The 21,660-nt window shown below is 50.3% G+C and carries 16 protein-coding genes; 4 read left to right on the top strand and 12 right to left on the bottom strand.

Annotation, left to right across the window (positions count from 1 at the left end):
• Positions 1-86: 86 nt before the first annotated feature.
• Together GCU39_RS04100 and tdh are read right to left on the bottom strand one after the other, a co-directional pair.
• Positions 87-1,265, bottom strand: a complete 1,179-nt coding sequence (locus GCU39_RS04100; protein WP_152392338.1) for a glycine C-acetyltransferase — start codon at positions 1,263-1,265, stop codon at positions 87-89.
• Positions 1,266-1,308: 43 nt separating this feature from the next.
• The gene (gene tdh / locus GCU39_RS04095) at positions 1,309-2,349 is read right to left on the bottom strand and encodes an L-threonine 3-dehydrogenase (protein WP_407671636.1); all 1,041 of its coding nucleotides are present in this window, start codon (positions 2,347-2,349) and stop codon (positions 1,309-1,311) included.
• A 200-nt stretch (positions 2,350-2,549) separates the two neighbouring features.
• On the opposite strand from tdh, the gene GCU39_RS04090 reads away from it, so the two are divergent.
• From GCU39_RS04090 to GCU39_RS04080, 3 genes are all read left to right on the top strand, one after another.
• On the top strand, positions 2,550-3,119 hold the full coding sequence (locus GCU39_RS04090) for a helix-turn-helix domain-containing protein (protein ID WP_018756514.1): 570 nt from the start codon (positions 2,550-2,552) through the stop codon (positions 3,117-3,119).
• Between the two features lie 172 nt (positions 3,120-3,291).
• The gene (locus GCU39_RS04085) at positions 3,292-3,924 is read left to right on the top strand and encodes a DNA-3-methyladenine glycosylase family protein (protein WP_152397079.1); all 633 of its coding nucleotides are present in this window, start codon (positions 3,292-3,294) and stop codon (positions 3,922-3,924) included.
• A gap of 1 nt (position 3,925) precedes the next feature.
• Complete coding sequence (locus tag GCU39_RS04080; protein ID WP_152392336.1) at positions 3,926-4,615, top strand: DNA alkylation repair protein; 690 nt, start codon at positions 3,926-3,928, stop codon at positions 4,613-4,615.
• Positions 4,616-4,748: 133 nt separating this feature from the next.
• On the opposite strand, the gene GCU39_RS04075 is transcribed toward GCU39_RS04080, so the two are convergent.
• The 3 genes from GCU39_RS04075 to GCU39_RS04065 form a co-directional block, all read right to left on the bottom strand.
• Positions 4,749-8,171: an S-layer homology domain-containing protein gene (locus GCU39_RS04075; RefSeq protein WP_152397078.1), complete on the bottom strand. Its 3,423-nt coding sequence runs from the start codon at positions 8,169-8,171 to the stop codon at positions 4,749-4,751.
• A 282-nt stretch (positions 8,172-8,453) separates the two neighbouring features.
• On the bottom strand, positions 8,454-8,936 hold the full coding sequence (locus GCU39_RS04070; protein WP_152392335.1) for a YhjD family protein: 483 nt from the start codon (positions 8,934-8,936) through the stop codon (positions 8,454-8,456).
• The gene (locus GCU39_RS04065) at positions 8,933-10,201 is read right to left on the bottom strand and encodes a DNA polymerase IV (RefSeq protein ID WP_152392334.1); all 1,269 of its coding nucleotides are present in this window, start codon (positions 10,199-10,201) and stop codon (positions 8,933-8,935) included. Before GCU39_RS04065 ends, GCU39_RS04070 begins: the two co-directional genes overlap by 4 nt.
• 358 nt (positions 10,202-10,559) lie before the next feature.
• Here GCU39_RS04065 and nhaC point away from each other — a divergent pair, with 358 nt between their 5' ends.
• Positions 10,560-11,936, top strand: a complete 1,377-nt coding sequence (gene nhaC / locus GCU39_RS04060; protein ID WP_152392333.1) for a Na+/H+ antiporter NhaC — start codon at positions 10,560-10,562, stop codon at positions 11,934-11,936.
• A 100-nt stretch (positions 11,937-12,036) separates the two neighbouring features.
• Here nhaC and GCU39_RS04055 read toward each other — a convergent pair whose 3' ends face one another.
• The 7 genes from GCU39_RS04055 to GCU39_RS04025 all read right to left on the bottom strand — a co-directional run bounded on the left by GCU39_RS04055 (position 12,037) and on the right by GCU39_RS04025 (position 21,655).
• Positions 12,037-14,703 (bottom strand): YhgE/Pip domain-containing protein, encoded by a 2,667-nt coding sequence (locus tag GCU39_RS04055; protein ID WP_152392332.1) that lies wholly within the window; start codon positions 14,701-14,703, stop codon positions 12,037-12,039.
• A gap of 253 nt (positions 14,704-14,956) precedes the next feature.
• Positions 14,957-15,157: a hypothetical protein gene (locus GCU39_RS04050; protein ID WP_152392331.1), complete on the bottom strand. Its 201-nt coding sequence runs from the start codon at positions 15,155-15,157 to the stop codon at positions 14,957-14,959.
• A gap of 160 nt (positions 15,158-15,317) precedes the next feature.
• A complete protein-coding gene (locus tag GCU39_RS04045) occupies positions 15,318-16,307 on the bottom strand; it encodes an NADPH:quinone oxidoreductase family protein (RefSeq protein ID WP_152392330.1) in 990 nt (329 codons plus the stop codon).
• A 254-nt stretch (positions 16,308-16,561) separates the two neighbouring features.
• Complete coding sequence (locus tag GCU39_RS04040) at positions 16,562-16,849, bottom strand: stage VI sporulation protein F (protein ID WP_152392329.1); 288 nt, start codon at positions 16,847-16,849, stop codon at positions 16,562-16,564.
• A gap of 72 nt (positions 16,850-16,921) precedes the next feature.
• Entirely contained in the window at positions 16,922-18,979 is a 2,058-nt protein-coding gene (recG, locus tag GCU39_RS04035) for an ATP-dependent DNA helicase RecG (RefSeq protein ID WP_152392328.1), read from the bottom strand.
• Positions 18,980-18,981: 2 nt separating this feature from the next.
• Positions 18,982-19,857, bottom strand: coding sequence for a DegV family protein (locus tag GCU39_RS04030; protein WP_152392327.1), 876 nt, complete (start codon positions 19,855-19,857; stop codon positions 18,982-18,984).
• 55 nt (positions 19,858-19,912) lie between these two features.
• A complete protein-coding gene (locus GCU39_RS04025; RefSeq protein ID WP_193726758.1) occupies positions 19,913-21,655 on the bottom strand; it encodes a DAK2 domain-containing protein in 1,743 nt (580 codons plus the stop codon).
• Between the last annotated feature and the right edge of the window lie 5 nt (positions 21,656-21,660).

Raw genomic sequence — 21,660 nt, 5'->3', positions numbered from 1 at the left:
TTTCCCCTCAAAATGAGGCATAATCCTTCGATTCGAAACAGCAAAGAGGCCAAGCGCTATCCGCACTCGGCCTCTCCAATAACAAATTAAATTAACCCAAACTCGCGCCCTACACGCTCCAGTACATCGGCTGCGAACGTCAGATCTTCTTCCGTATGCTGCGCAGTAACAATGAGTCGTACCCGGCCTTTGTCCAACGCTACCGTCGGATAGACAATGCCTTGCGCACATACGCCCTCTTCGAGCAGCCGCTTCGAGAACGCAATCGCCCGTGCCGATTCTCCCACAATGATCGGAATGATCGGTGTCTCGCTGTCACCCGTATCGAATCCAAGCTGCTGCAGCTTCGTACGGAAGCCATTAGCGTTCGACCACAAGCGTTCGGTTAAATCAGGCTCCCCTTTCAACACGTCAATCGCTGCGATACATGTCGCTGCTACCGATGGCGGCAGAGCCGTGCTGAACAAGAAGGCGCGGGCGCTGTTAATCATATACTCCTTCGCTACCTGCGCGGTTGCCACATAACCTCCCACAGCACCAATCGCCTTCGACAAGGTGCCGATCTGGAAATGAACGCGTCCGTGCAAGCCAAAATGATCCGTCGAGCCTTTGCCGTACTTGCCTAACACACCACTTGCATGCGCATCATCCACATAGACCAACGCGCCGTATCGCTCCGCCAGCTCGACAATCGCAGGCAATGGGGCAATATCGCCATCCATGCTGAATACCCCGTCGGTCACGACGACCTTCTGACGGAAGGATCCGCATTCTTTCAATACCGCCTCCAACTGATTCATATCTTTGTGCGCGAAAATCCGGCGATTGGCCTTCGTCAAGCGAATGCCGTCAATAATGCTCGCATGATTGAGCTCATCGCTAATAACGACATCGTCAGCCCCAAGAATCGTACCCAGCACCCCTTGGTTCGTCGTAAATCCGGACTGGAAGACCAGTGCCGCTTCCGTCCCTTTGAATGCCGCAAGCTTCTGCTCCAATTCATCATGAATCGCAAGCGTTCCTGTAATCGTGCGTACCGACCCTGCACCTACTCCATATTTCTCCGTAGCCTCAAGCGCTGCTTGCTTCAGCTTCGGATGATGCGTCAAGCCCAAATAATTGTTGGAGGACATCTGCAGCACGCGTTTGCCGCCTTGTAATGTCATCCATGCATCCGATCCATCCTCCCACACGGTGAGCGGACGGAACCGTCCCTCATCCTTCAAGCTCTGCAGCTGTGCAGCAATCACTTCAAATCCGTTCATCGGAAGTACCTCCTCATTTATGTTCAACGTTACTTACCGTGTCTTACAACGCGGAATCATGTTTGAATACAATTTTCCCGCATTGACCGGATGTCATCAATTCAAATGCTTCTTCATATTGGTCCAGTGTGAAATAATGCGTAATGAGCGGCTTCAGATCAATCCGTCCATTCTCGAGCAACCCTTTCACCTGATACCATGTATCATACATCCGGCGGCCTGTAATGCCATGCACCTGCAGCCCCTTAAATATAATATCCTCCGCTAGGTCTATGGACACCTCTCGTGTAGGAATCCCTAACAATGATACGCGCGCTGCGGGTGAAGCCGCTTTCAAAGCGTCCCGAATGGCCTGCGGATGACCGGACATCTCGAGAATCACTTCGACGCCTTCCCCATGTGTTGCATCCATGATCGCTTCCATCGCGGAAACTTCGCTGCTGTTAATGAGCACATCCGCACCCATCGTCTTGGCCATTTCCAAGCGATATGGATTGATGTCGACCGCCATAATCTTACCGCTGCCACATGCTCTCGCAACTGCAACAGCCATGAGACCAATCGGACCTACACCGATAATCGCTACACTCTTCCCTACGATATCCCCACTAAGCACTGTCTGAACGGCATTGCCTAGCGGATCTTGCAGACATGCGATTTCATACGGCAGCGTCGGATCATTGTGAATCACGTTGCTCGCCCGCACGATCGCATATTCCGCGAAGCAGCCTGGAATCGTAATCCCGAAGCTCTTCGTATGTCTGCAGACATGCGCATTGCCTGTTCGACATGCCTTGCAGAGACCGCATACGACATGTCCTTCGCCCGACACATAATCCCCGATTTTTACATTCGTGACTTCTTCCCCGACCGCTTCCACGATTCCGGCGAATTCATGTCCGAATACGTTCGGTGTGACGACCGTCTTCGAAGCCCATTCATCCCATTTGTAAATGTGGACGTCTGTCCCACAGATGGACGATGTCTTGACACGCACAAGCACATCATGGGGGCCACAGCTAGGAATAGGTACTTCTTTGTATACGGCACCGGGCTTCCGCTCATCTTTTACTAACCCCATCATATTTCCGCTTAACATTTGATTGCCCCTCTCCATCTTTTCTCATAAAATAGAGTAAATACGGCTTCACCGATTCATCCTATACTTAACAACTTTCCTATGTATAATATATTACACATTTGTATGTTATTTTGCACTATTATTTTGCATAGATTTTGGATGTTTTTTTGTGGTGCGCCAAAAGAGATCGAGAGGAGACAATCATGCAGGAACAAATTCATCAGAAAATCGGTAAAAACTTACAAGATATACGCAAATCACGAAAGCTTAGCCTGGATGCCGTCGCAGAATTAAGCGGGGTCAGCAAAGGCATGCTCGGGCAGATTGAACGCGGAGAGACGAATCCGACCATTTCGATTCTATGGAAAATCGTCAACGGCCTTCGCATCTCCTTCGCAACGTTGATGGAAGATTCCACGCCGCAGGTCACACTGGTGAAGATGGAGGATACAACACCGCTCGTGGAAGAAGATGGCGCGTATCGTGCGTACCCGATCTTCCCCTTTGAACAAGACCGCGGATTTGAAGTCTATAATGTTGTTATTGAACCCGGTAATTCACATACGTCCGAAGCGCACTATGAAGGAGTTGAGGAGTTCATTATGGTGATGGAAGGCGAGCTGCGCGTTGAAGTCGGCGGCGAGACCTATACCTTGAAGCCTAGCCTCGCGATCCGATTCGCCGCGGATCAGCCGCACACGTATTATAATGATACCGATAAGGCCATTCGATATACGACGCTTATTCATTACCCTTCCTCGAACCGCAGATAGACGGATCGCCATACATACAAGTAAGGAGCAGCCTCGCATCATCTAGCAGGTACGCTCCTTTTTTCTATTTCACAATCTTGCTGTTCTATTCCATCCTCCATACATCGGATGATTGATTACGTTATAGTAGATATATATCACTTCAACTTCTTTCATGATGGAGGGACACCATTTGGTTGCTGTATATACGAAATATTTTGATTACGGTCAAAAAGAAATGGATGAGCTTACGCGGAAGGATGCCGTGCTCGGGGCAGCGATCACGCGGCTAGGCAAGGTTGAGCGTATTGTCATGCCGGATGTCTTCACCGCGCTCATCCATGCCATTATAGGCCAGCTCATATCTGCTAAGGCAGCTCATGTGCTATGGGAAAGAATGCAAGCTCGATTCGAAGAAATGACTCCGACGCATTTATCCAGGCAAACTGCGGAAGAGATTCAAAAGTGCGGAATAACGATGAAAAAGGCCGTTACGATCCATCAAATTTCACAGTCGATTGCAGCAGGCGCGTATCGTCTAGATGATCTGCATGCCTTACCCGATGAAGACGTCATCCGCAGGTTAACGATGCTGAAGGGTGTCGGCCGATGGACGGCTGACATGATCTTGATTCACGCTTTGGAGCGTCCGGATGTCATCAGCTGGGGCGATGTCGCCATTCGCCGCGGGATGATGAAGCTGTATGGCTTACCTACCCTGACGCAGGATCAATTCGAGCAATATCGCCTTAAGTATTCCCCGCTTGGTTCGGTTGCTTCCATTTATTTATGGGCCATTTCATCCGAATCCAACAAGGTGTTGTAACATGGCGCAGACGATTAGACAACAATTGCTGGCCTTGGCGGAGGAACCGTATCGACAGTTTGCGTCAGCACTCCTTCCTAACATCGATAACGTGCTTGGCGTTCGACTGCCTGAGCTGCGCAAGATCGCTCGTCGCATCGTTCGGGAAGACTGGCGTGCTTATTTAGACCATGCGGACAACGATTACTTCGAAGACATCATGCTGCAGGGCATGGTGATTGGATATCTGGACCTGGACATCGAGGAGATTTTGCGCCATATCGCCAATTTCGTCCCCAAAATCAATAATTGGTCGGTCTGCGACAGCTTCTGTGCCGGCCTGAAAATCACCAAGACGCACAGGCAGCAGATGTGGGATTTCTTGCAGCCTTATCTCGCGTCGGATCAAGAATATGACATTCGCTTCGCCGTCGTCATGCTGCTTACCTATTACGTCGAAGAAGACGCTGTCTTCCAAGTTCTGCAGCGACTCAGCGTCATTCACCATGAAGGATATTACGTCAAAATGGCCGTTGCGTGGGCCGTCTCCATCTGCTACGTGAAGTTTCCTGCGCTGACGATGACTTACTTGACTGATCCTGCGCTTGAGCTCGACGATTTCACGTTCAACAAAGCGCTGCAGAAAATGACGGAATCGCATCGTGTCGATACGGAGACCAAACAAATGATCCGTAAAATGAAACGAAAATAGCCTTGCCGAGTCATAACGCAAAAGACGACTCATTCACTCGAAAGATCGATGAACGGATACTTGTACACCACCCTTCAACGCCAAAGAAAAGGGGACCATGCATCTGCAAGTCCCCTTAATCACCTAGATCGTATTACCTATTCAACACATCCAACAACTTATGGATCATCACTACAGCTTCTGCTCTCGTCGCATGGCGATCTGCACGGAAGGTCTGATCCTCGTAGCCTTGAAGCATACCCGATTGGACGAGGGCATTCACCGATGCCTGTGCCCAGCTTGGAATATGCGACGCGTCCGTGAATGAGCTTGCCGTTTCGCCAATCGGCTGCGAATCTCGACGCAATACCCGATTCAACAGCACCGCGATCTCCGCTCTTGTAATCGCTTGATCCGGCTTGAAGCTCAGTTGTCCATTCTCCATGTATCCGCTAATCCATCCGGCCTGGACAAGGGCAGCGATATCTGACTTCGCCCAAGCCGGAATATCGTTCGCATCGTTAAATGCCGGGACATTCCCGCTCGCTTGAAGCCCAAAGGCTTTGGCGAGAATACTCGCGAACTGCGCTCTCGTTACTTGGCCGTTCGGATGGAACAAGTGATCCTCGTAGCCACGGATCGCTTGCATGCCCGTGAGACGATCGATCGACGCTGTGGCCCAATGTTCATTCATATCTGCAAATACCGTCTGTTCATAACCGAACACGGCATAGGTCTCCAGCTTCTTCCGCTCTACAGTAATCGTACCGTCACCATTCAGTGAACCACCGACATATATCCATCTTTGTTGATCTGCATCGTAATAATATACAGCCGGCTTCTGTCTCTTGCCGAGCATATCCACATTATAATCGAACGTTAGTGTCATCGGTTTGGCCAAGGTAGTGTGCACCGTACTTGTCAGCGCGATCACCGGGCTCAGAACGGTATGCGTTCCTGTCGATGGTGCTTGCTTCTCACCCAGAACTGCAATGTTCATCTTACCATCGGTTGCTACCGCTCCTTGCGGAATCATCCATTGCACGACAAGTTGGAGACTACCCTTCGCTCCTGCGACAGCGGATACTTCCACTTGCGCGGATGGTAATGGCTGCGCCACTTCCGGTGTTGGCGCCGTAGGGGTCGTACCACCAGGGCTCAAGCCTCCACCTGTCGGCGGATTCGGCTTATCTGATGGGGATACCACATGAATCGTACGCAGTACCTCAATCGCCTGATTCCCTGCAGCATCCACTGCATGATATCGCACGATATATGTACCGACTACAGACGTATTCACCTCGCCCGTGATGACAGCCTCGCCAGGAACACCTAGCTTATCCGTCACCTTCGCACCCGGCTCCTGGTACGTATCCCCTACCGTCAATGTCATAGAAGGAGATCCTACTAGGCTAACGACGGGCAAGGTCTTATCGATTTTCACGCTGAGCGGCAGCACCGCTTCGGCGCCCGAATCATCCGTTGCCCGGAACAGGAGCGCATGCTCCCCTTCTTCCGCTAGTTCCAGTGCCTTATGACTTGCATATGGCTGATAGCTTACACCGCCGTCTACAGACAATTCGATCACAGCAGATGTACTTGGCGCATAGACATCCGCGTACACGCTTGCCGTCACGTTCTGATTCGTCCATGTACCGTTCGTGTAGGACAATCCGTCAGCGGTCATCATGGTATGGCGTAGTTGTACCGTCGAAGCATCAGCCCCACGCACTAACGCCAAGAAGACCTTTGTTTGCTGTGCCTTACCACGTGTGGCTGTTGCAGTCAGCGTCACCAAGCGATTATTCGTCGGCTGCCCCACCCATTTCCCATCGTTCGCGATGATCTCCCGGTCTGAGCTTGTCCAATCAATGCGCGTTCCGCGCTCCCCATTCGTCGGCAATGCAATGTCTGAAGTCACGTTGCTTAAATCGCCTAAATCCAGCGCTTGAAGCGTATCGTGAACAGCTCGCTCATCATCTTGGGTCACCGTAACAAATACCGGATTGGAATAGAACCATAAATCCCTATAGTTCCGATCGTTGATGGCATTGAAGCGCGTGTTATTGTCCGCTTGATTCGTAATTGGATCCAGCAGCGGGTCCCCGTTCTGCGTTTCCCCTTCCACATTCATGCCCAAGTTTGTGCCACGTAAGCGGAAATACTGATTTTTATCGACGGATTTTAGATTATAGTGAATAACATTATAGCCTTCGCTATCTAGCGTCCAATCCTTGCTTGTAAAGGTCGCAATCACCTTCGTGGAATCGTTCATATCTTTGTTGTATGCCGCGGTTCCAGGCTCCGCCTTTCCCGTGACATCCCCTGCGATCAGATCGATGTGGTCCACTTGCGGCGTCACATTCGCAGAAATACCGCTGTCTACGGGAGACTCGTAGTTGTTCTTATTTGGACTCTTGAAGCGGATCGTAAGCTGAAGATCGTCGCCTTCGGTTACTTTTAATTCGCCACCCATCTCTTCCTTCACGCCGTTGCTTGCTGCGTTGAAATCTAAGGCATTAATCAAATCGCCGTAGACAGAGAACGATTTACCAGAACGCATGCCATTCAATATGGATTGCATATCGCGGCCTTCCGTCCACGTGTAATTCTTCGAATATTCCCCTGGCCAATAGCCGCTGGAGTATGGACCTCTAATTTTGAAGTGAAAATCTGAATTCGCAAAATTCCAGAACCGCCGGCCTTCGCCTAACAAGGCATCCCATACGCCGCCAACTTTGGCAACCATGTAATCCGTCCCGCCATAGGACCGGTTCTTGTAATTCGTGTTCGCGGTAGGATTCGCGGTATTATACGTTGTATTATAGCCGCCGCGGTCAGGTTCCATCTGTCCGCCGATCATACCTTCCATGCCGAATACGATGTCTGGCGCTGCATTATTTAGATCACGAATGTCCGCAATCGTGTATTTACCTACGATTCGAGAAGGATGATTCAGTATCATATAGCTCGTCTCAGCATAACGATCTTTGAGCCATTGTACCGCAGTCAATGCGTCCGCATGCGTGGTATACGCACGCTTTCCCTGTTGGTCCCACATCGCAACGTCGGCTGGATCGAACCACGTTTTATCTCGATTTGTGAACAAATATTCGAATTGGTTCGCTGCTCTGAGCGTCGCTTCCGAGTTCGGTTGATCGCCCAAAATGCCAACAGATACGTGCTCATGCGAAGGCATGTCCCATTCGAAGCCGGAGAAAATCGTCTTTCCTGCATATTTCCCCTGGGCTTGCAGTTGTTTGATTTTCGGAACCTCGTATTCCATGGCGCCTTTGGAGAACGGAATCGGACCGCCCGGAATGTCTACGCCCGTATCGTCTCGTTTGGAAGATCTCAAATGGTTCGCCGTTGCGATCCAATCAAATCCGTAGGTATCAAATGCATGGTCCAATGCATCCTCTAACGAAATTTGTGCATCATCCGATTCATAGGTGTGCACATGGAATTCTCCCGACATCCATTGTCCTGTCGCCTTCGATAGAACGGCTTGGGTCGGAACTTCTGTTGCCTCCGCACGAACCGAAGCCATAGGAATCGCTGATCCAATGAAACTCATGGATAAAGGAATCGTTAAAAATAGTCGTGCCCATTTGTTCTTTAACACGTGTGTCTGCACCGCCTTGGTTGAATTGTGGCTGGATCTCTGACGGAGATATTTCTGACCACACCGTAACTATAATAAAATTGCATGTACCATGTATATAGATTTACAAACTCTCAACATTATCATTACATCCCCTTTACAAACAATAAGAAAAACATTCATTATCCTTGGTTTCATTAACAAAGAGGAGCATTCGCCGCGGCAAATGCTCCTCTTTGTTCTACGAAATGACATTTAGAGTCTACTTAATTTTATGATGAGACTATCCGTATATCGGGCTAATCTCTTGCTTATTTCCGCCTTCATGTATTCTTTGGTTATAATCAACCGATCTTCAAAATCATGATAGGCATAATGCAGCTTCAATACATCCTCATGCTTTTCCTCATTGACAACGCGGATTTCTTTTTCCATCATTTCTTGTTTTACCTTGGATAGATCTTTGTATATATTGGCGGCGAGAACTTGGGCTGCCATGGCATATAATGATTTTAGCGTCTCGGTGGAGACCTTCGCTTCTGAGACTTTCTTGATAACTAGCGTGTGCATGATGGGAAGCAGAATATAATCACGTATTAATTCCATGTCTTCCCGCTTGGGAGGATCCGACCTCACGCCCCGACGGTCATGATGCCTGCTGAGTAAAGCTTCTCGATGCTGTGGCAGCATCATACGACTCGACTCCCATAGACCGTTATTCTCCAGCTTCTTACTCATTTATAATGCCCCCCAATTTTCATCGACCGTTCCGCCGCTTGCCCTGCCTTCGTGGCAGACGAAGCCCGCATGATGGCCGCACTGCCGTATCGTTCCTTAATTCGATCCGTTGCCCGGTCGAGCGCTCGCATCCGTTCTTGATCCTCGAACAACGTCAGCTGATACGCATCGTCGTCGGTAAGCGCACTGAGCATGACGCCGGCACGCCGCACAGGCATCTGATCCCAATACTTGTAGAAGATCGTCTTCACGGCCTCGAATACTTTGTTCGTATTGTTCGTCGGATCAGGCATCTTCATCTGGCGGGAGAAGCCTGTCGGCGCCTCATACGGGCTGCACATGCAACTCACCGTCACGACCGAGCCCATATAGCCCTTCTGCCGGCAATCGCGGCAGACCTCCTCCGTCAGCTCGAGCAGGATCGTGTCGACCTCCGAAGCGTCCGCATAATCCCGGGGCAGCGTCATCATGTGTCCGACCGACTTGGGTGCGACATGGAAGGTGCCTGGCGACACCGGGCTGTCATCCAGACCGTTCGCCGTACGCCACATGACCTCGGCGTGAATGTCGGACTGCTTGCCGAAGCGCGCACGGAATTTCTCCTTCAATTCCGGCAGCGGCGTTCTGGCGATATCCCCGATCTTCATCATCCCGAGCTTCGTGAAGTGCGCGGTCATTCGGGAGCCAACGCCATACATCTTATGAACTGGCTCTTCCCATAACGTACGCTCCAGATCGGAACGCGACAGCGTGAAGATCCCCGTCTTATTCTTCTTCGCCCAGATATCGGTCGCGATCTTGGCGAGCACCTTATTCGAGCTGATCCCGACGCGTACACGTATGCCGGTCTCATACATCACTCTGTCCTGGATGGCTCGGGCAATCGTGACCGGATCCCCCAGCAGCGACTGGCTTGCCGTAATATCCAGGAACTGTTCGTCAATGCTGAATACTTCGACCAGATCCGTAAATTGTTCGTAGATTTGTGTGATCTGCAAGGAGACATCGATGTAGTGCTGCATCCGAGGGCGCATAATCACGAGATCCGGGCATTTCCTGAGCGCCTCCCCGAGACGCTCCGCTGTCGTGACACCGAAGCTCTTCGCAAGGGGACAGGCCGCCAGAATAATGCCTGACCTTCGCGCAGGGTCCCCTGCCACAGCTACCGGCTTGTTGTAATATTCTGGATGATCTGCTTTCTCTACGCTCGCATAAAAACTCTGACAGTCCGCTAAAAAGATGACCCTTTCGCTTGGTTGACTCAATTTAACACCCTCCAAGTCGTATTCCTAACTCTCAATCACCACGAACAAACATTCGTATTGTTATTTATTATATACCAAACAGGTGTTCGTTATGCAAGTGAATTTTATGGAAATCGGTGCCTAAATTTGAATCGACTTGTGCAGGATGATACAACTCGCCGAAGATAATGCCGGATAAGGCTGCATAACCGACAGAACACTGAAGCAACCGACACACCCTCATCTTCCCTAAAATCATCCTGTTCTGTATGTTGATAACATTGACGTTAACCCTGCATATCCCGTATACTTTAACGCATAAAAGCTAAAAAGCATAAATGCGCAATCACAAGGAACACCAACGAAGGAGCAATACATCATGAATAAACAACTCAGTTTCTCCAAGAGCATGCTGCTCATTGTCTTTATTCTCGCCCTGCTATTCATCTCGATCTTCCTCTTAAAGGCAGAGCCGCATCTCCCGCTTCTCGCGACGACAGTCGGCACCGCAACGCTCTTATGGATATTCGGCATCTCTTGGACAAGCATCGAATCGGCGATCCTTCGCGGTATTCAGACCGCGATCATGCCCATTCTGATCCTTTCCCTGATCGGGATACTCATTGCCGTCTGGATGATGAGCGGTACCGTACCAACCATCCTCTACTATGGCATGGATTATATTCAACCGAATTATTTTGCCGTGAGTGCGCTCTATGTGACCATCATGATCTCGTTATTTACGGGCAGCTCGTTCACTACTGTGAGTACCGTCGGCGTCGCCTTTATGGGGATTGCGGCAACGACAGGCGTCTCGCCAACGCTAGCAGCGGGAGCCGTCATTTGCGGCGCTTGCTTCGGCGACAAAATGTCACCGCTATCCGATACGACGAACTTCGCACCCGCTGTCGCAGGTACGACGCTATTCACGCATATCCGCCATATGCTCTATACGACCGTTCCTGCTCTCATCGTGACGACGATCTTCTTCCTATTCGCGACGAAGACCGACACGATCGATTTAAGTTCGATGGAACAGATCAAGCTTGCACTGCAGGAAGGCTTCAATATCCACTGGCTCACCTTACTGTCGCCGTTAGCTGTCGTCATTTGCTCCGTCAGACGTGTACCCATCTTGCCGACGCTAATCGTAGGGATCGTCACCGGCCTCCTGATCACTGCATTCGTGCAGCATCAGGGCGCCATTGACGTGTGGTTCCAAGTGATGCAGAGCGGCTACAAGAGTACGATTGCGAACGAGACCGTCGCTGCGATCGTCAATCGCGGCGGCTTGCAGTCGATGATGTGGTCCGTATCGCTCATCTTGATCGCCTTATCGCTGGGCGGCCTGCTGCAGCATTGCGGCGTCATCGAAGCTTTCTTCCGCACCGTCATTCAACCGCTGAAGCGGAAGAGCAGCATCGTACTGATGACCGGCGCTTCTTCCATTGCCGTTAACGGCATGACAGGGGAGCAATATTTATCGATCCTGCTGCCGGGCCAGATGTTCAAGGACGAGTATGCGCGGCGCCATATTCCGGCGAGAACGCTCTCCCGGACGCTCGAAGACTGTGGAACGCTCGTGAACCCCTTGATCCCATGGGGGGTCAGCGGCGCCTTCTTCGCTTCGACGCTCGGTGTCCCGGTCGTTGAATACTTGCCATATGCGGTGTTCCTATGGGCCAGCCCCTTCTTCACCTTCGCCTATGCGATCATCAAGCCGTTACAGAAGAACGCGCTCGAAGACAGCGAATAACCCATTACGAACATCATCCCTCCATTGATTAACGCAAAAAGGGAGCGCCTCAGCGCTCCCTTTTCTTCATCTCTCTATTCACGATTTTAGTATCAATCCATTACACAGACACCGACTGCTCCCGCCGCTCCGATTTTTGAAGCTTAAAGAACCGAAGGCGGAAGTAACAATAGCTTCCGAAGAGGCAGCTTCCAAGGAAGATCCCCATCATACCAATATTCGTCCAGACATCCGCGAAATTACCACTCGATACCACACCACGGAAAGCGCGGATCGCATACGTCATCGGCAAGAATGGATGAATCGCCTGGAAGAAATCAGGCGCTAATTCGATCGGGAATGTCCCTGCAGACGCCGACAATTGGAATACGAGCAGGAGAATCACGATGAAACGTCCCACATTGCCGAACGACGTCGTGAAGAACTGGACGAGCGCAAAGAAAGTGAGGCTCGTCACCATACATACGATGAAGAATAGAGGCGTGTTCGTCACCTCAATGTCAAGTCCATAGAGCACGAACAGTCCGACGATCAGCATTTGGATGAAGCCTTCGAGCGACATAATGCCGAATTTGCTCACGAGCCACGCAAGCGCTGACGGCGGTCTGGACGAAGTCTCCGACAATGGGAAGATAATCGAGAACATCAGGGCCCCTACGAATAATCCAAGAGCAAGGAAGTATGGCGCCATACCGAGGCCATAATTCGTCACGTCATGATTGCTCTCTTTATCGCTCGCAACCGGGTTGGCAAAATATTCGTACGTGGACGCTGTAGGATCTTGTGTCGCCTTCTCAGCGCCTTCACGAAGCTTATCCTTCAGTTCCCGCTCCCCAGCAATTAATTTCTGCTGGCCTTCAAGAAGCTGATCGAACGCCCCGTTCACCGTATGCTTCGCATCGGCAACCTTGCCTTTCACCTCAGACAGCTTCTCATGCGCGAGCTGATCCACTTTTTCTTTGCCTGCTTTATATTTCACATCCGCCATCTCATGCAGCTGAGTTGCCAGCTTCGGCAAGATCATGAAGTACTTCTCATCGACCGCGCTGTGGAATTTCTTCAAGAACTCCGGTTCGAGCTCATTGTATTTATCCTCGACAGCGCTATGAATATCGCTGACAAGCTCAGGCTTCATTTGATTGAACTTCATGTCAGCAGCCTCATGCAGCTTTTCGTTCACTTCCGGCTGCATCGCATCATATTTCGAATCCGCAGCGGCGTGAATCTTGGCTATCAATTCCGGCTTTAACGCTTCATATTTCGAATCAAGCATCGAATTCAGCATCGAATTCACAGCCGGTTCCAGCTCCTTGAATTTCTGATCCACGAGCGCGTGCAGCTTCGCGACCAACTTCGGCTGCATTTCATCCAGCTTCTGACTCACAAGCGCATTGACCTGCGACTGAATCTTCTGCTGCAACACAGGAATCTGGTCATCGATCCACTTGCCGAGCGACCCCTTCAATTCTTCGAGCTTCTTAAGCTGCTCTTGCAGCTTCGCCTGTTGATCTGGCGGCAGCTTGTCGATGATCGGCTGCACGTCCTTCAGGAACTGTTGAATGACTTCATCCACCTGTCCTGCCTGCTTCTTCGCATCCGCAACGAACTTCTGGAATTGGGCATTCAGCTCCTGATCGATCGCCGCAATGATATTCGCCTTAATCTCTTGGCTGTGCTGGTTCACTTCCGATTCGACCTGCGCATGAAGCATTTGCCGAATCGGCTCGCTGTATTGGCTGAGCTCATCGTTTAATTTCGAATGCATCATCTGCTTGATTGCATCATTATATTGGGCCATCGTTGCATCAATCTGCTGATGCATCGTCTGGCGAACCGCATCATTATATTGCGTCATCGTCCGATCAATCTCATCATGGAGCTTCTCGTTGATCACACTGCTGTATTGATCGGCATACTGATCGATTTGCTCATGCAGCTTTTCTTTCAACGCATCATTCTTCAGATTGACGGTCTTATCGATTTCCTGATGAATTTTATCATTGATCGGACCTTCATTCTTCGCAATTTCTTGATCAATCTGGTCATGCAGCTTCGCCTGTAAATCTTGGCCGTACTTTTGAATGTACTCATCCATCATGCCATCCGCTGAAGCCAGTTTGCCATCGATGAGTGAATTCACTTGATGCTTGAAATCGGTTATGCCGTCCCCGAGCTGAGCAAGACCGTCTTCAATCTGACCAGCGCCTTTGCTTGCCGTGCTAAGCCCATCCGATACCGTGTTAATCGCACCGAACATTTGTTCCACATACGTCTCCGTCATCGTCTTTGAGATTTCATTCTTCAGCTTCTCTACGATTTTATCGGAGATTTGACCAGATAAGAAATTATAACTGCTATTTTCCTTATAGATCAGCTTCATCGTCTGTGGGACGGGATCCAGAATCGTCGTTGCACTCTGCGACATTTGCTCAGGAATCTCAATCATCAGATAGAAATCGTGATTATCGAGCCCCTTCTGCGCCTCATCCTTCGTCACATAATGAAAATCGACGGTCGGATTCTCATGCAGCTTCTTGACCAGCTCGCGTCCTACTGCAATTTCCTTCCCTTCGTAAATGACGGGTTTGTCCTGGTTAACAACCGCAACGGGCATATTCTTGACATTTCCGTAAGGATCCCAATTGGCAATCAAATAGATCCCTGAATAGAGCAGAGGGATTACCAGGACACCGAGGACCGGGATCAGCACGGATTTATTCCGCAGCATACTCCGAATCTCAGAACCCAAAAAACCAAATACCTTCATCGTTCTCCCTCCTATAGCCTGCTATAGGTGTACTCATTCTGTTTTGATGTTTTCACCTGTTATAGCACTTGAACTGACTGTATAACCATTTTGGTCATTCGTAAAAATTTAGACTGTTGTACTTATAAACCTATCGATCCGATTGATCAAGTCACCCGCCTCTAAAAAAAAGGATACCCCGCTCTTACCTTATCGGATTGAGCTGGCATCCTTTTTACCCCTCCACCTACATTATTGCAATTCTCATCTCTCTTTACGTGAAATCTCGTCCTTGACGGTGCTCCTGTAGTCGCTTGAACCAAGGCTGATGAATCACGCCATCGACTTTACGCGCTCCGATCCAAGCTCTGTCCTTCTGTAATGACCCCTTCGCATCACAAACTTCCCTTCCGAATAGGTCCGTATTTCGATGCTTCAAGCCACGGTCCAAATGCGATGACAGTCTTACTCTCATAACGAATCCACCTTCCTATATACTGATGACAACAAAAAAGAACGCAAACCGGGAGCCTTCTCCTCAGCTTGCGTTCTTCGCAAACGTAATATTTTCCAATTACCTCTATTGTATCAGAACAACCGTCGACCGTCCACCATATCATGTCGATTTCTGTCAGTTATAAAGCTACGATAAGCCGTCCACGCTGCTTTCCTTGCAGAATCATCTGCAGCTCATGCGACAAATGCGCAAGCGTCGTAACACGTCCGATCTCCTCGAGCAGCAAATCCGGCTTCAGATCCGATCCTAACCGTCTCCAGATCGCCAGTCGTTCCTCCATCGGACAATAGACAGAATCGATCCCAATGAGCTGTACTCCGCGCAAAATAAACGGATATACATTGCCTGGGAATCCTGCCCCCCCGGTCATCCCGCTCACCGCAACAGCCCCGCCGTACTTGGTCGTACTGAGCGCATGCGCAAGAGTGTTCCCACCGACAGGATCGACAACAGCCGCCCAGCGCGCTTTGTTAAGCGGTCTAATCTGCTCAGGCGATACATCTTCTCGTGAGAGGATCTCCTTCACTCCTAATTTTCGCAGGAAGTCATGCTCCTCCGACTTGCCCGTACTAGCTACCACATGATAACCGAGCTTCGATAACATCGCCACGGCAAGGCTGCCTACGCCGCCAGAAGCACCTGTCACTAATACCTCGCCCTGATCCGGCCTCAGACCCTGTTGCTCTAACTTATGTACAGATAATGCAGCAGTAAACCCAGCTGTACCGAGCGCCATCGACTCCTTCAGGGTAATGCCTTCAGGAAGATGCACAACCCAATCCCCGGGCACTCGGACATATTCACTGTACCCACCAAAATGGGACACACCCAGCCCGTATCCTGTCACCAATACGAAATCGCCTTCTTCAAACCGCTCGTCCTTCGATTCGACAACCGTCCCTGCAACATCAATCCCCGGAATAAAGGGATATTGATTCACAATGCCGCCGCCCGGCAGCGTTGCCAGACCGTCTTTATAGTTCACACTGGAATATGCAGCACGAATGGTGACATCCCCAGCAGGTAGATCTTCCATCGTTAACGTCTTGACTTGCGTAATGACTTCCTCATCTTGTTGATCGATCACAAAAGCTTGAAATCTTGTCACGTCAAATCCCTCCCGTATGTACGTACATCATGTATCCGCGCTTCCTATTGTAGCATATGTTGCCCAAATCGCGAAAAACGTCTCCAGCCTTATATTTATGAGAAACCCTCTATCGAGGCTTTTCGAAGATGAGCGACCGCCAATCAGAAAGTATAAGTTGTTGCATGACAAAAACTAAACTTTCTGAAGTGGTAAAAAAAGCCCGCCTTCCAGAATCGAAGTACGGGCATTCCCTAGAACGGGGTATAGCAAACCTAACGGAACATCCCCCACAGCTTAATGAGATGAAACGTATTATTCGGATCAATTTTCTGTGCCAGAACGAATGCAACAATCTGGTCTTCCTGCGTCCCTGATATTTTCTCATTCAGGATGACCGCAGCTGATTTGACGAGTCGACGAACCTTCGTCCGATCCTGAAGATCATGTTTGTTCACGCCGTCCAGCATTTTCTTCAATTTGTCCTTCACTTGCGGATTTTTCGTCTTGGTCTTGACCCGCTCTACGAAATCCGGGCTAATCCCATACTTGACATAGCTCACGAATAGACACCTCCTGAGGAACCAACTTCTGCAATATTCCCCAGTATATGCGGAGGCAGCTTGTCAATTGAACTAATCTAACAAATCTCCTTGGAAAATTTGTTCGCGCTGCAGGAACTTGCGAAGCCCGATATAAGCCGCTGACGTCCAGAAATCCGCATCATTAACGAGTTTCGCTGCATCATCGCGCGCTTGCTCCAGCACGGCGAAGTCTGCCACCATATCCGCGAGGCGGAACTCCGGCAAGCCGCTCTGCTTCGTCCCGAAGAAATCCCCCGGACCCCGCAGCTCCAGATCGCGCCGCGACACCTCGAACCCGTCATCCGTCTCCGTCATGACCTGCATACGCTGCTGGCCGACCTCCGACTTCGGATCCGCGATCAGAATGCAGTAGGATTGATGTTCACCTCGACCGACGCGTCCACGCAGCTGATGAAGCTGCGATAGGCCGAACCGATCCGCATCCATCACGATCATTAATGTGGAGTTCGGCACATCGACCCCAACCTCAATGACCGTTGTCGAGATCAGCACCTGCACTTCATTGCGACTGAATCGCTGCATGACCTCTTCCTTCTCCTGCGCGCTCATCCGACCATGAAGAAGACCTACCAGGTAGTGAGGGAGCGCTTGCTGAATCTGAACATGCAAATCGATGGCATTCTGCACATCAATCTTCTCCGACTCTTCGATCAACGGACAGATCATATAGGCTTGGCGGCCTTGATCCACTTCTTTGCGTATGAAGCCCAGTACACGCTCTAGCATGCTGTGCTTCACCCAGAAGGTCTGAATCGGCTTGCGCCCTTTCGGACGCTCCGAGATCGTCGAGACATCCATATCGCCAAAAGCAGAGATGGCGAGCGTTCGCGGAATCGGTGTCGCCGTCATCGTCAGCACATCCGGATTCATGCCTTTACGTCTCAGTACACTCCGTTGATTGACCCCGAATCGATGCTGCTCATCGGTAACAACCAGACCCAGCTGACGGAAAAATACATCCTCCTGAATCAGCGCATGCGTGCCGACTACAATATCGATCATGCCCATCTGCAGCGATGCGAGCAAATCCTTCCGCTTGCGCCCCGTCACGCTGCCCGTGAGCAAACCGACTTGAATGCCGTGCGGCTCGAACAGCTTCTGCAACGACCGCATATGCTGCTCAGCGAGAATCTCCGTCGGCACCATGAGCGCGCCCTGATACCCTGCCCGCACCGTAGCGAACAAGGCAATGGCAGCAACGACCGTCTTCCCTGACCCTACATCTCCTTGCAACAGCCTATTCATGCAGCTGGGTGAGCGCAAATCGCTTAATATCTCGGTAACGACCTGCTTTTGCGCATCGGTTAGCTCGAAAGGCAAGCTGCGCACGAATTCGCGAACCGTCCGATTTTCGACTTGGTGCGCAATCCCGTCCATCCGCTCTCGCGTCAAGGTTCGGAATGCCTGCAGCTTTAATTGGAACATGAATAGTTCCTCATAGACCATCCGTTTGCGGGCCTGCTGCCCTTCTTCGGTATTCTGCGGATGATGAATGAGCGCGATCGCTTGCTTACGCGGCATGAAATGATACCGTTCAACCAAATCATAAGGCAGCACCTCTTCGATCATTGCCCCAAACTGGGTTAGAGCTTGTACCATCGTCTTGCGCATCCAGGTCTGCGTGATCTTCCCGCCGACCGTATAGACGGGCTGCAGTGTGCCCTTACGTCCGGCGCCGCGATCCGGGAACTCCGAATCCGCGACCGTGATTTGCATCCGTTTCTGCTCCCACTTGCCCGTAAGCACAATCTCTCGACCTGCAATGATCTGCTCCTGGAGGAAGTGCCGATTGAACCACGTTGCCGTGACTAGGAAATCACCGATCATCACTTTACAAGTCATGCGAGACTTGTTCTTGCCGAATCGAGATACGACGGGAGGGCTAGCAACCTTCCCTTCCACCGTGACTTTCTCGCCATCCTTCACTTCGGTTAAATCTCTTAGCCGATAGTCCTCGTAGCGGTAGGGGTAATATTCGAGCAAATCTGCTACCGATAAAATGCCAAAGGCGTGAAGCTCTAATTCCTTCGGAGCACTCACGCCACTAACTTTACGTAATGAAATTTGTTTCAAATCTAACTGTTCCATGGCTAACCCTCATTCACCGGGGTCACGAAGAGTGCGATCACACCTGGACCCGTATGGGTTCCGATGACCGAGCCAATCGTTGTATATTCCACAGAAGCTACATCGAATTGCTCACGCATAAGACCAATCAATTCTTCTAACGTGCCGCGCTCTGTCGCATACCCCGCAGCAATATGTATTTGTCTGCCTTCAAAATCCTTCTTGAACATGTCAACGACACGCGCCATCGCTTTCTTCTGACCGCGAACCTTATCGACAGCGTGCACTTCACCTTCTTCATCAATCGACAGAATCGGTTTAATGTTCAATAGTGTTCCAAGTACAGCAGAGGCTTTCCCAATCCGACCGCCCTTCTGCAGGAAATCGAGCGTATCGAGAAGGAAATATAGTTTACGCTCCTGCTGAAATTTCGCGATCATGGCTAGAATCTCATCCTTCGACTTCCCTTGTTCGGCCAGTCTTGCCGCCTGGACAACCATCTGTCCGAACCCATAGGAGGCGGATCTGGAATTCACAACGGTTACACGTCCGACATTAGCAGTGTCCTCTTCCTCCACCATCGATTTCGCGAGGACTGCTGATTGATACGTACCGCTTAACGCCGCAGATAAATGAATAGATATAATATCGGTTTCCGGTTCAATTAACAATTGCTTATAGACCTCGGTAAAATCGAGTGGAGAAGGCTGCGACGTCGTCGGGAGCTTCTCCGCTCTCGTAAGCTTATCATAGAATTGTGCTGGTTCAATCGTCACGGCATCCATGTACATCTCATCACCAAAATGCACTTTCAGCGGAACCATTCGAATATGATACTGTTCTCTTAACTCACGGGGAATATCCCCGGTACTATCTGTCACAATACGCACTTGACCCATATCTAATTCCTCCTTAATCAAGGCTTAGGTATACGCGATGCGAATGATCGAAGATCTACTCTACGGAGAACAGATAATGATAGATTGGCTGTCCGCCTGGATGAATCTCCACTTCCGCATCTGGGAATTGCTCTGCCATCCATGACGTTAATTGCCCCGTTGTCTCCTCTTCTGCATCGTCTCCGACCAAGATCGTGACGATCTCATCGCCGCTGCCGATCATCTGACGCAGCAAATCCTGACATGTCTCTACAATGGAATCGGTTGTTGCGACGATTTTGGAATTATGGATTCCGATATAGTGGCCAGCCTTAATCTCAAGACCGTCTAGGCTCGTATCCCGAATGGAATACGTAACTTGACCGGATTGAACATGTGAAATCGCTTGTCCCATGGCTTCAACATTCACTTCAACCGGTTCGTCTTCTTGGAAAGCAAACGCTGCCGCAAGACCTTGAGGAATCGTCTTCGAAGGCAATACCGTCACCTCGCGATCCGTTACAAGCTCCTTCGCTTGCTGTGCCGCTAAAATAATGTTCGAGTTATTCGGTAGAATCAAAATATGCTGCGCAGAAATGGACTCAATCGCCTTCACGAAATCCTCTGTGCTTGGGTTCATCGTCTGACCGCCTGAGAGTACGACATCCACGCCAAGACTTGTAAAGATGTCAGAAATTCCTTGTCCCATCGAGACAGAGATCATGCCATACGCTGCGAGCTCATCTGCCGGAGGCTCAACAGCCGTCTCAACAGTTCCTACCTCTTCATGATCAATTGCAGGATACAGCTCCGGCATCGGTGTCACATCGCCACCATCCGCTAATAGATCACGGTGCTGCTCACGCATATTCAGAATGTTGATCTTAACCAGTTCGCCGTATTGCAGCGCTTCCGTCAGGACGTCACCCGGCGTCTTGGAGTGTACGTGAACCTTCACAATCTCTTGATCCGCGATCACGATGATCGAGTCTCCGTTCTTCGCAAGCGCTTTCCTGAATTGGTGCTCGTCGAATGCTTTTTGCGGTTTTCCTAAATTTAACTGAATGAAAAATTCCATATCATATAAAAATTCGATATCTTCTGTCGATAATTGCGATTGCGCAGACGCCATATTCTTCATCGGATCTACAGTTGATGTTGCTGTTGCAGGGTGCGCCAGCACTTCCGCATGTGCTGCTTCGCCAGCTTCAATCGCTTGCAAGAACCCTTCATAAATATAGACAAGTCCTTGTCCTCCTGAATCCACGACGCCAACTTGCTTCAGTACCGGCAGTTGGTTTGGCGTGTTCGCCAAAGCTTCGTTTGCCTTCAGGAGCACTTCACGCATGAGTTCCGCGATATCTGTCATACGGCGAGCCATTTGAACCGCATGCTTGGCAGCCTCCTTGGCAACCGTCAAGATCGTCCCTTCTACAGGTTTGACGACGGCCTTGTAAGCTGTATCCACACCGCTTTGCAGAGCGGCAGCAAATTGATTCGAATCGATGGAATCGAGCGAAGCGACCGACTTGCTGAATCCACGGAATAATTGCGAGAGAATAACCCCCGAATTTCCGCGTGCGCCCATCAGAAGTCCTTTGGACAACACTTCAGCGCTCTTCCCTAACGACGGCGAGCTCTTCTCCCGTAATGCATTCACGCCCGCTGCCATCGTTAAATTCATATTCGTTCCTGTATCTCCGTCCGGGACAGGAAACACATTTAATGAATTGACATGATCGGAATACTGATGCAATTGATTCGCACCCCGCAAGACCATGCTTGTAAAATCTGCCCCATCCAATGAAAACTTCCTCAAGGTGT

Source organism: Paenibacillus guangzhouensis (assembly GCF_009363075.1).
Taxonomy (GTDB): domain Bacteria; phylum Bacillota; class Bacilli; order Paenibacillales; family Paenibacillaceae; genus Paenibacillus_K; species Paenibacillus_K guangzhouensis.
This window is presented reverse-complemented; position numbering and strand designations above follow the sequence as displayed.

Coding starts and splice junctions, on each gene's coding strand:
- GCU39_RS04030 (WP_152392327.1), bottom strand. CDS start 19,857: ATGGGTCAAGTGCGTATTGTGACAGATAGTACCGGGGATATTCCCCGT.
- GCU39_RS04055 (WP_152392332.1), bottom strand. CDS start 14,703: ATGAAGGTATTTGGTTTTTTGGGTTCTGAGATTCGGAGTATGCTGCGG.
- recG (WP_152392328.1), bottom strand. CDS start 18,979: ATGGAACAGTTAGATTTGAAACAAATTTCATTACGTAAAGTTAGTGGC.
- GCU39_RS04080 (WP_152392336.1), top strand. CDS start 3,926: ATGGCGCAGACGATTAGACAACAATTGCTGGCCTTGGCGGAGGAACCG.
- GCU39_RS04100 (WP_152392338.1), bottom strand. CDS start 1,265: ATGAACGGATTTGAAGTGATTGCTGCACAGCTGCAGAGCTTGAAGGAT.
- tdh (WP_407671636.1), bottom strand. CDS start 2,349: ATGATGGGGTTAGTAAAAGATGAGCGGAAGCCCGGTGCCGTATACAAA.
- GCU39_RS04075 (WP_152397078.1), bottom strand. CDS start 8,171: ATGAGTTTCATTGGATCAGCGATTCCTATGGCTTCGGTTCGTGCGGAG.
- GCU39_RS04090 (WP_018756514.1), top strand. CDS start 2,550: ATGCAGGAACAAATTCATCAGAAAATCGGTAAAAACTTACAAGATATA.
- GCU39_RS04050 (WP_152392331.1), bottom strand. CDS start 15,157: ATGAGAGTAAGACTGTCATCGCATTTGGACCGTGGCTTGAAGCATCGA.
- nhaC (WP_152392333.1), top strand. CDS start 10,560: ATGAATAAACAACTCAGTTTCTCCAAGAGCATGCTGCTCATTGTCTTT.
- GCU39_RS04070 (WP_152392335.1), bottom strand. CDS start 8,936: ATGAGTAAGAAGCTGGAGAATAACGGTCTATGGGAGTCGAGTCGTATG.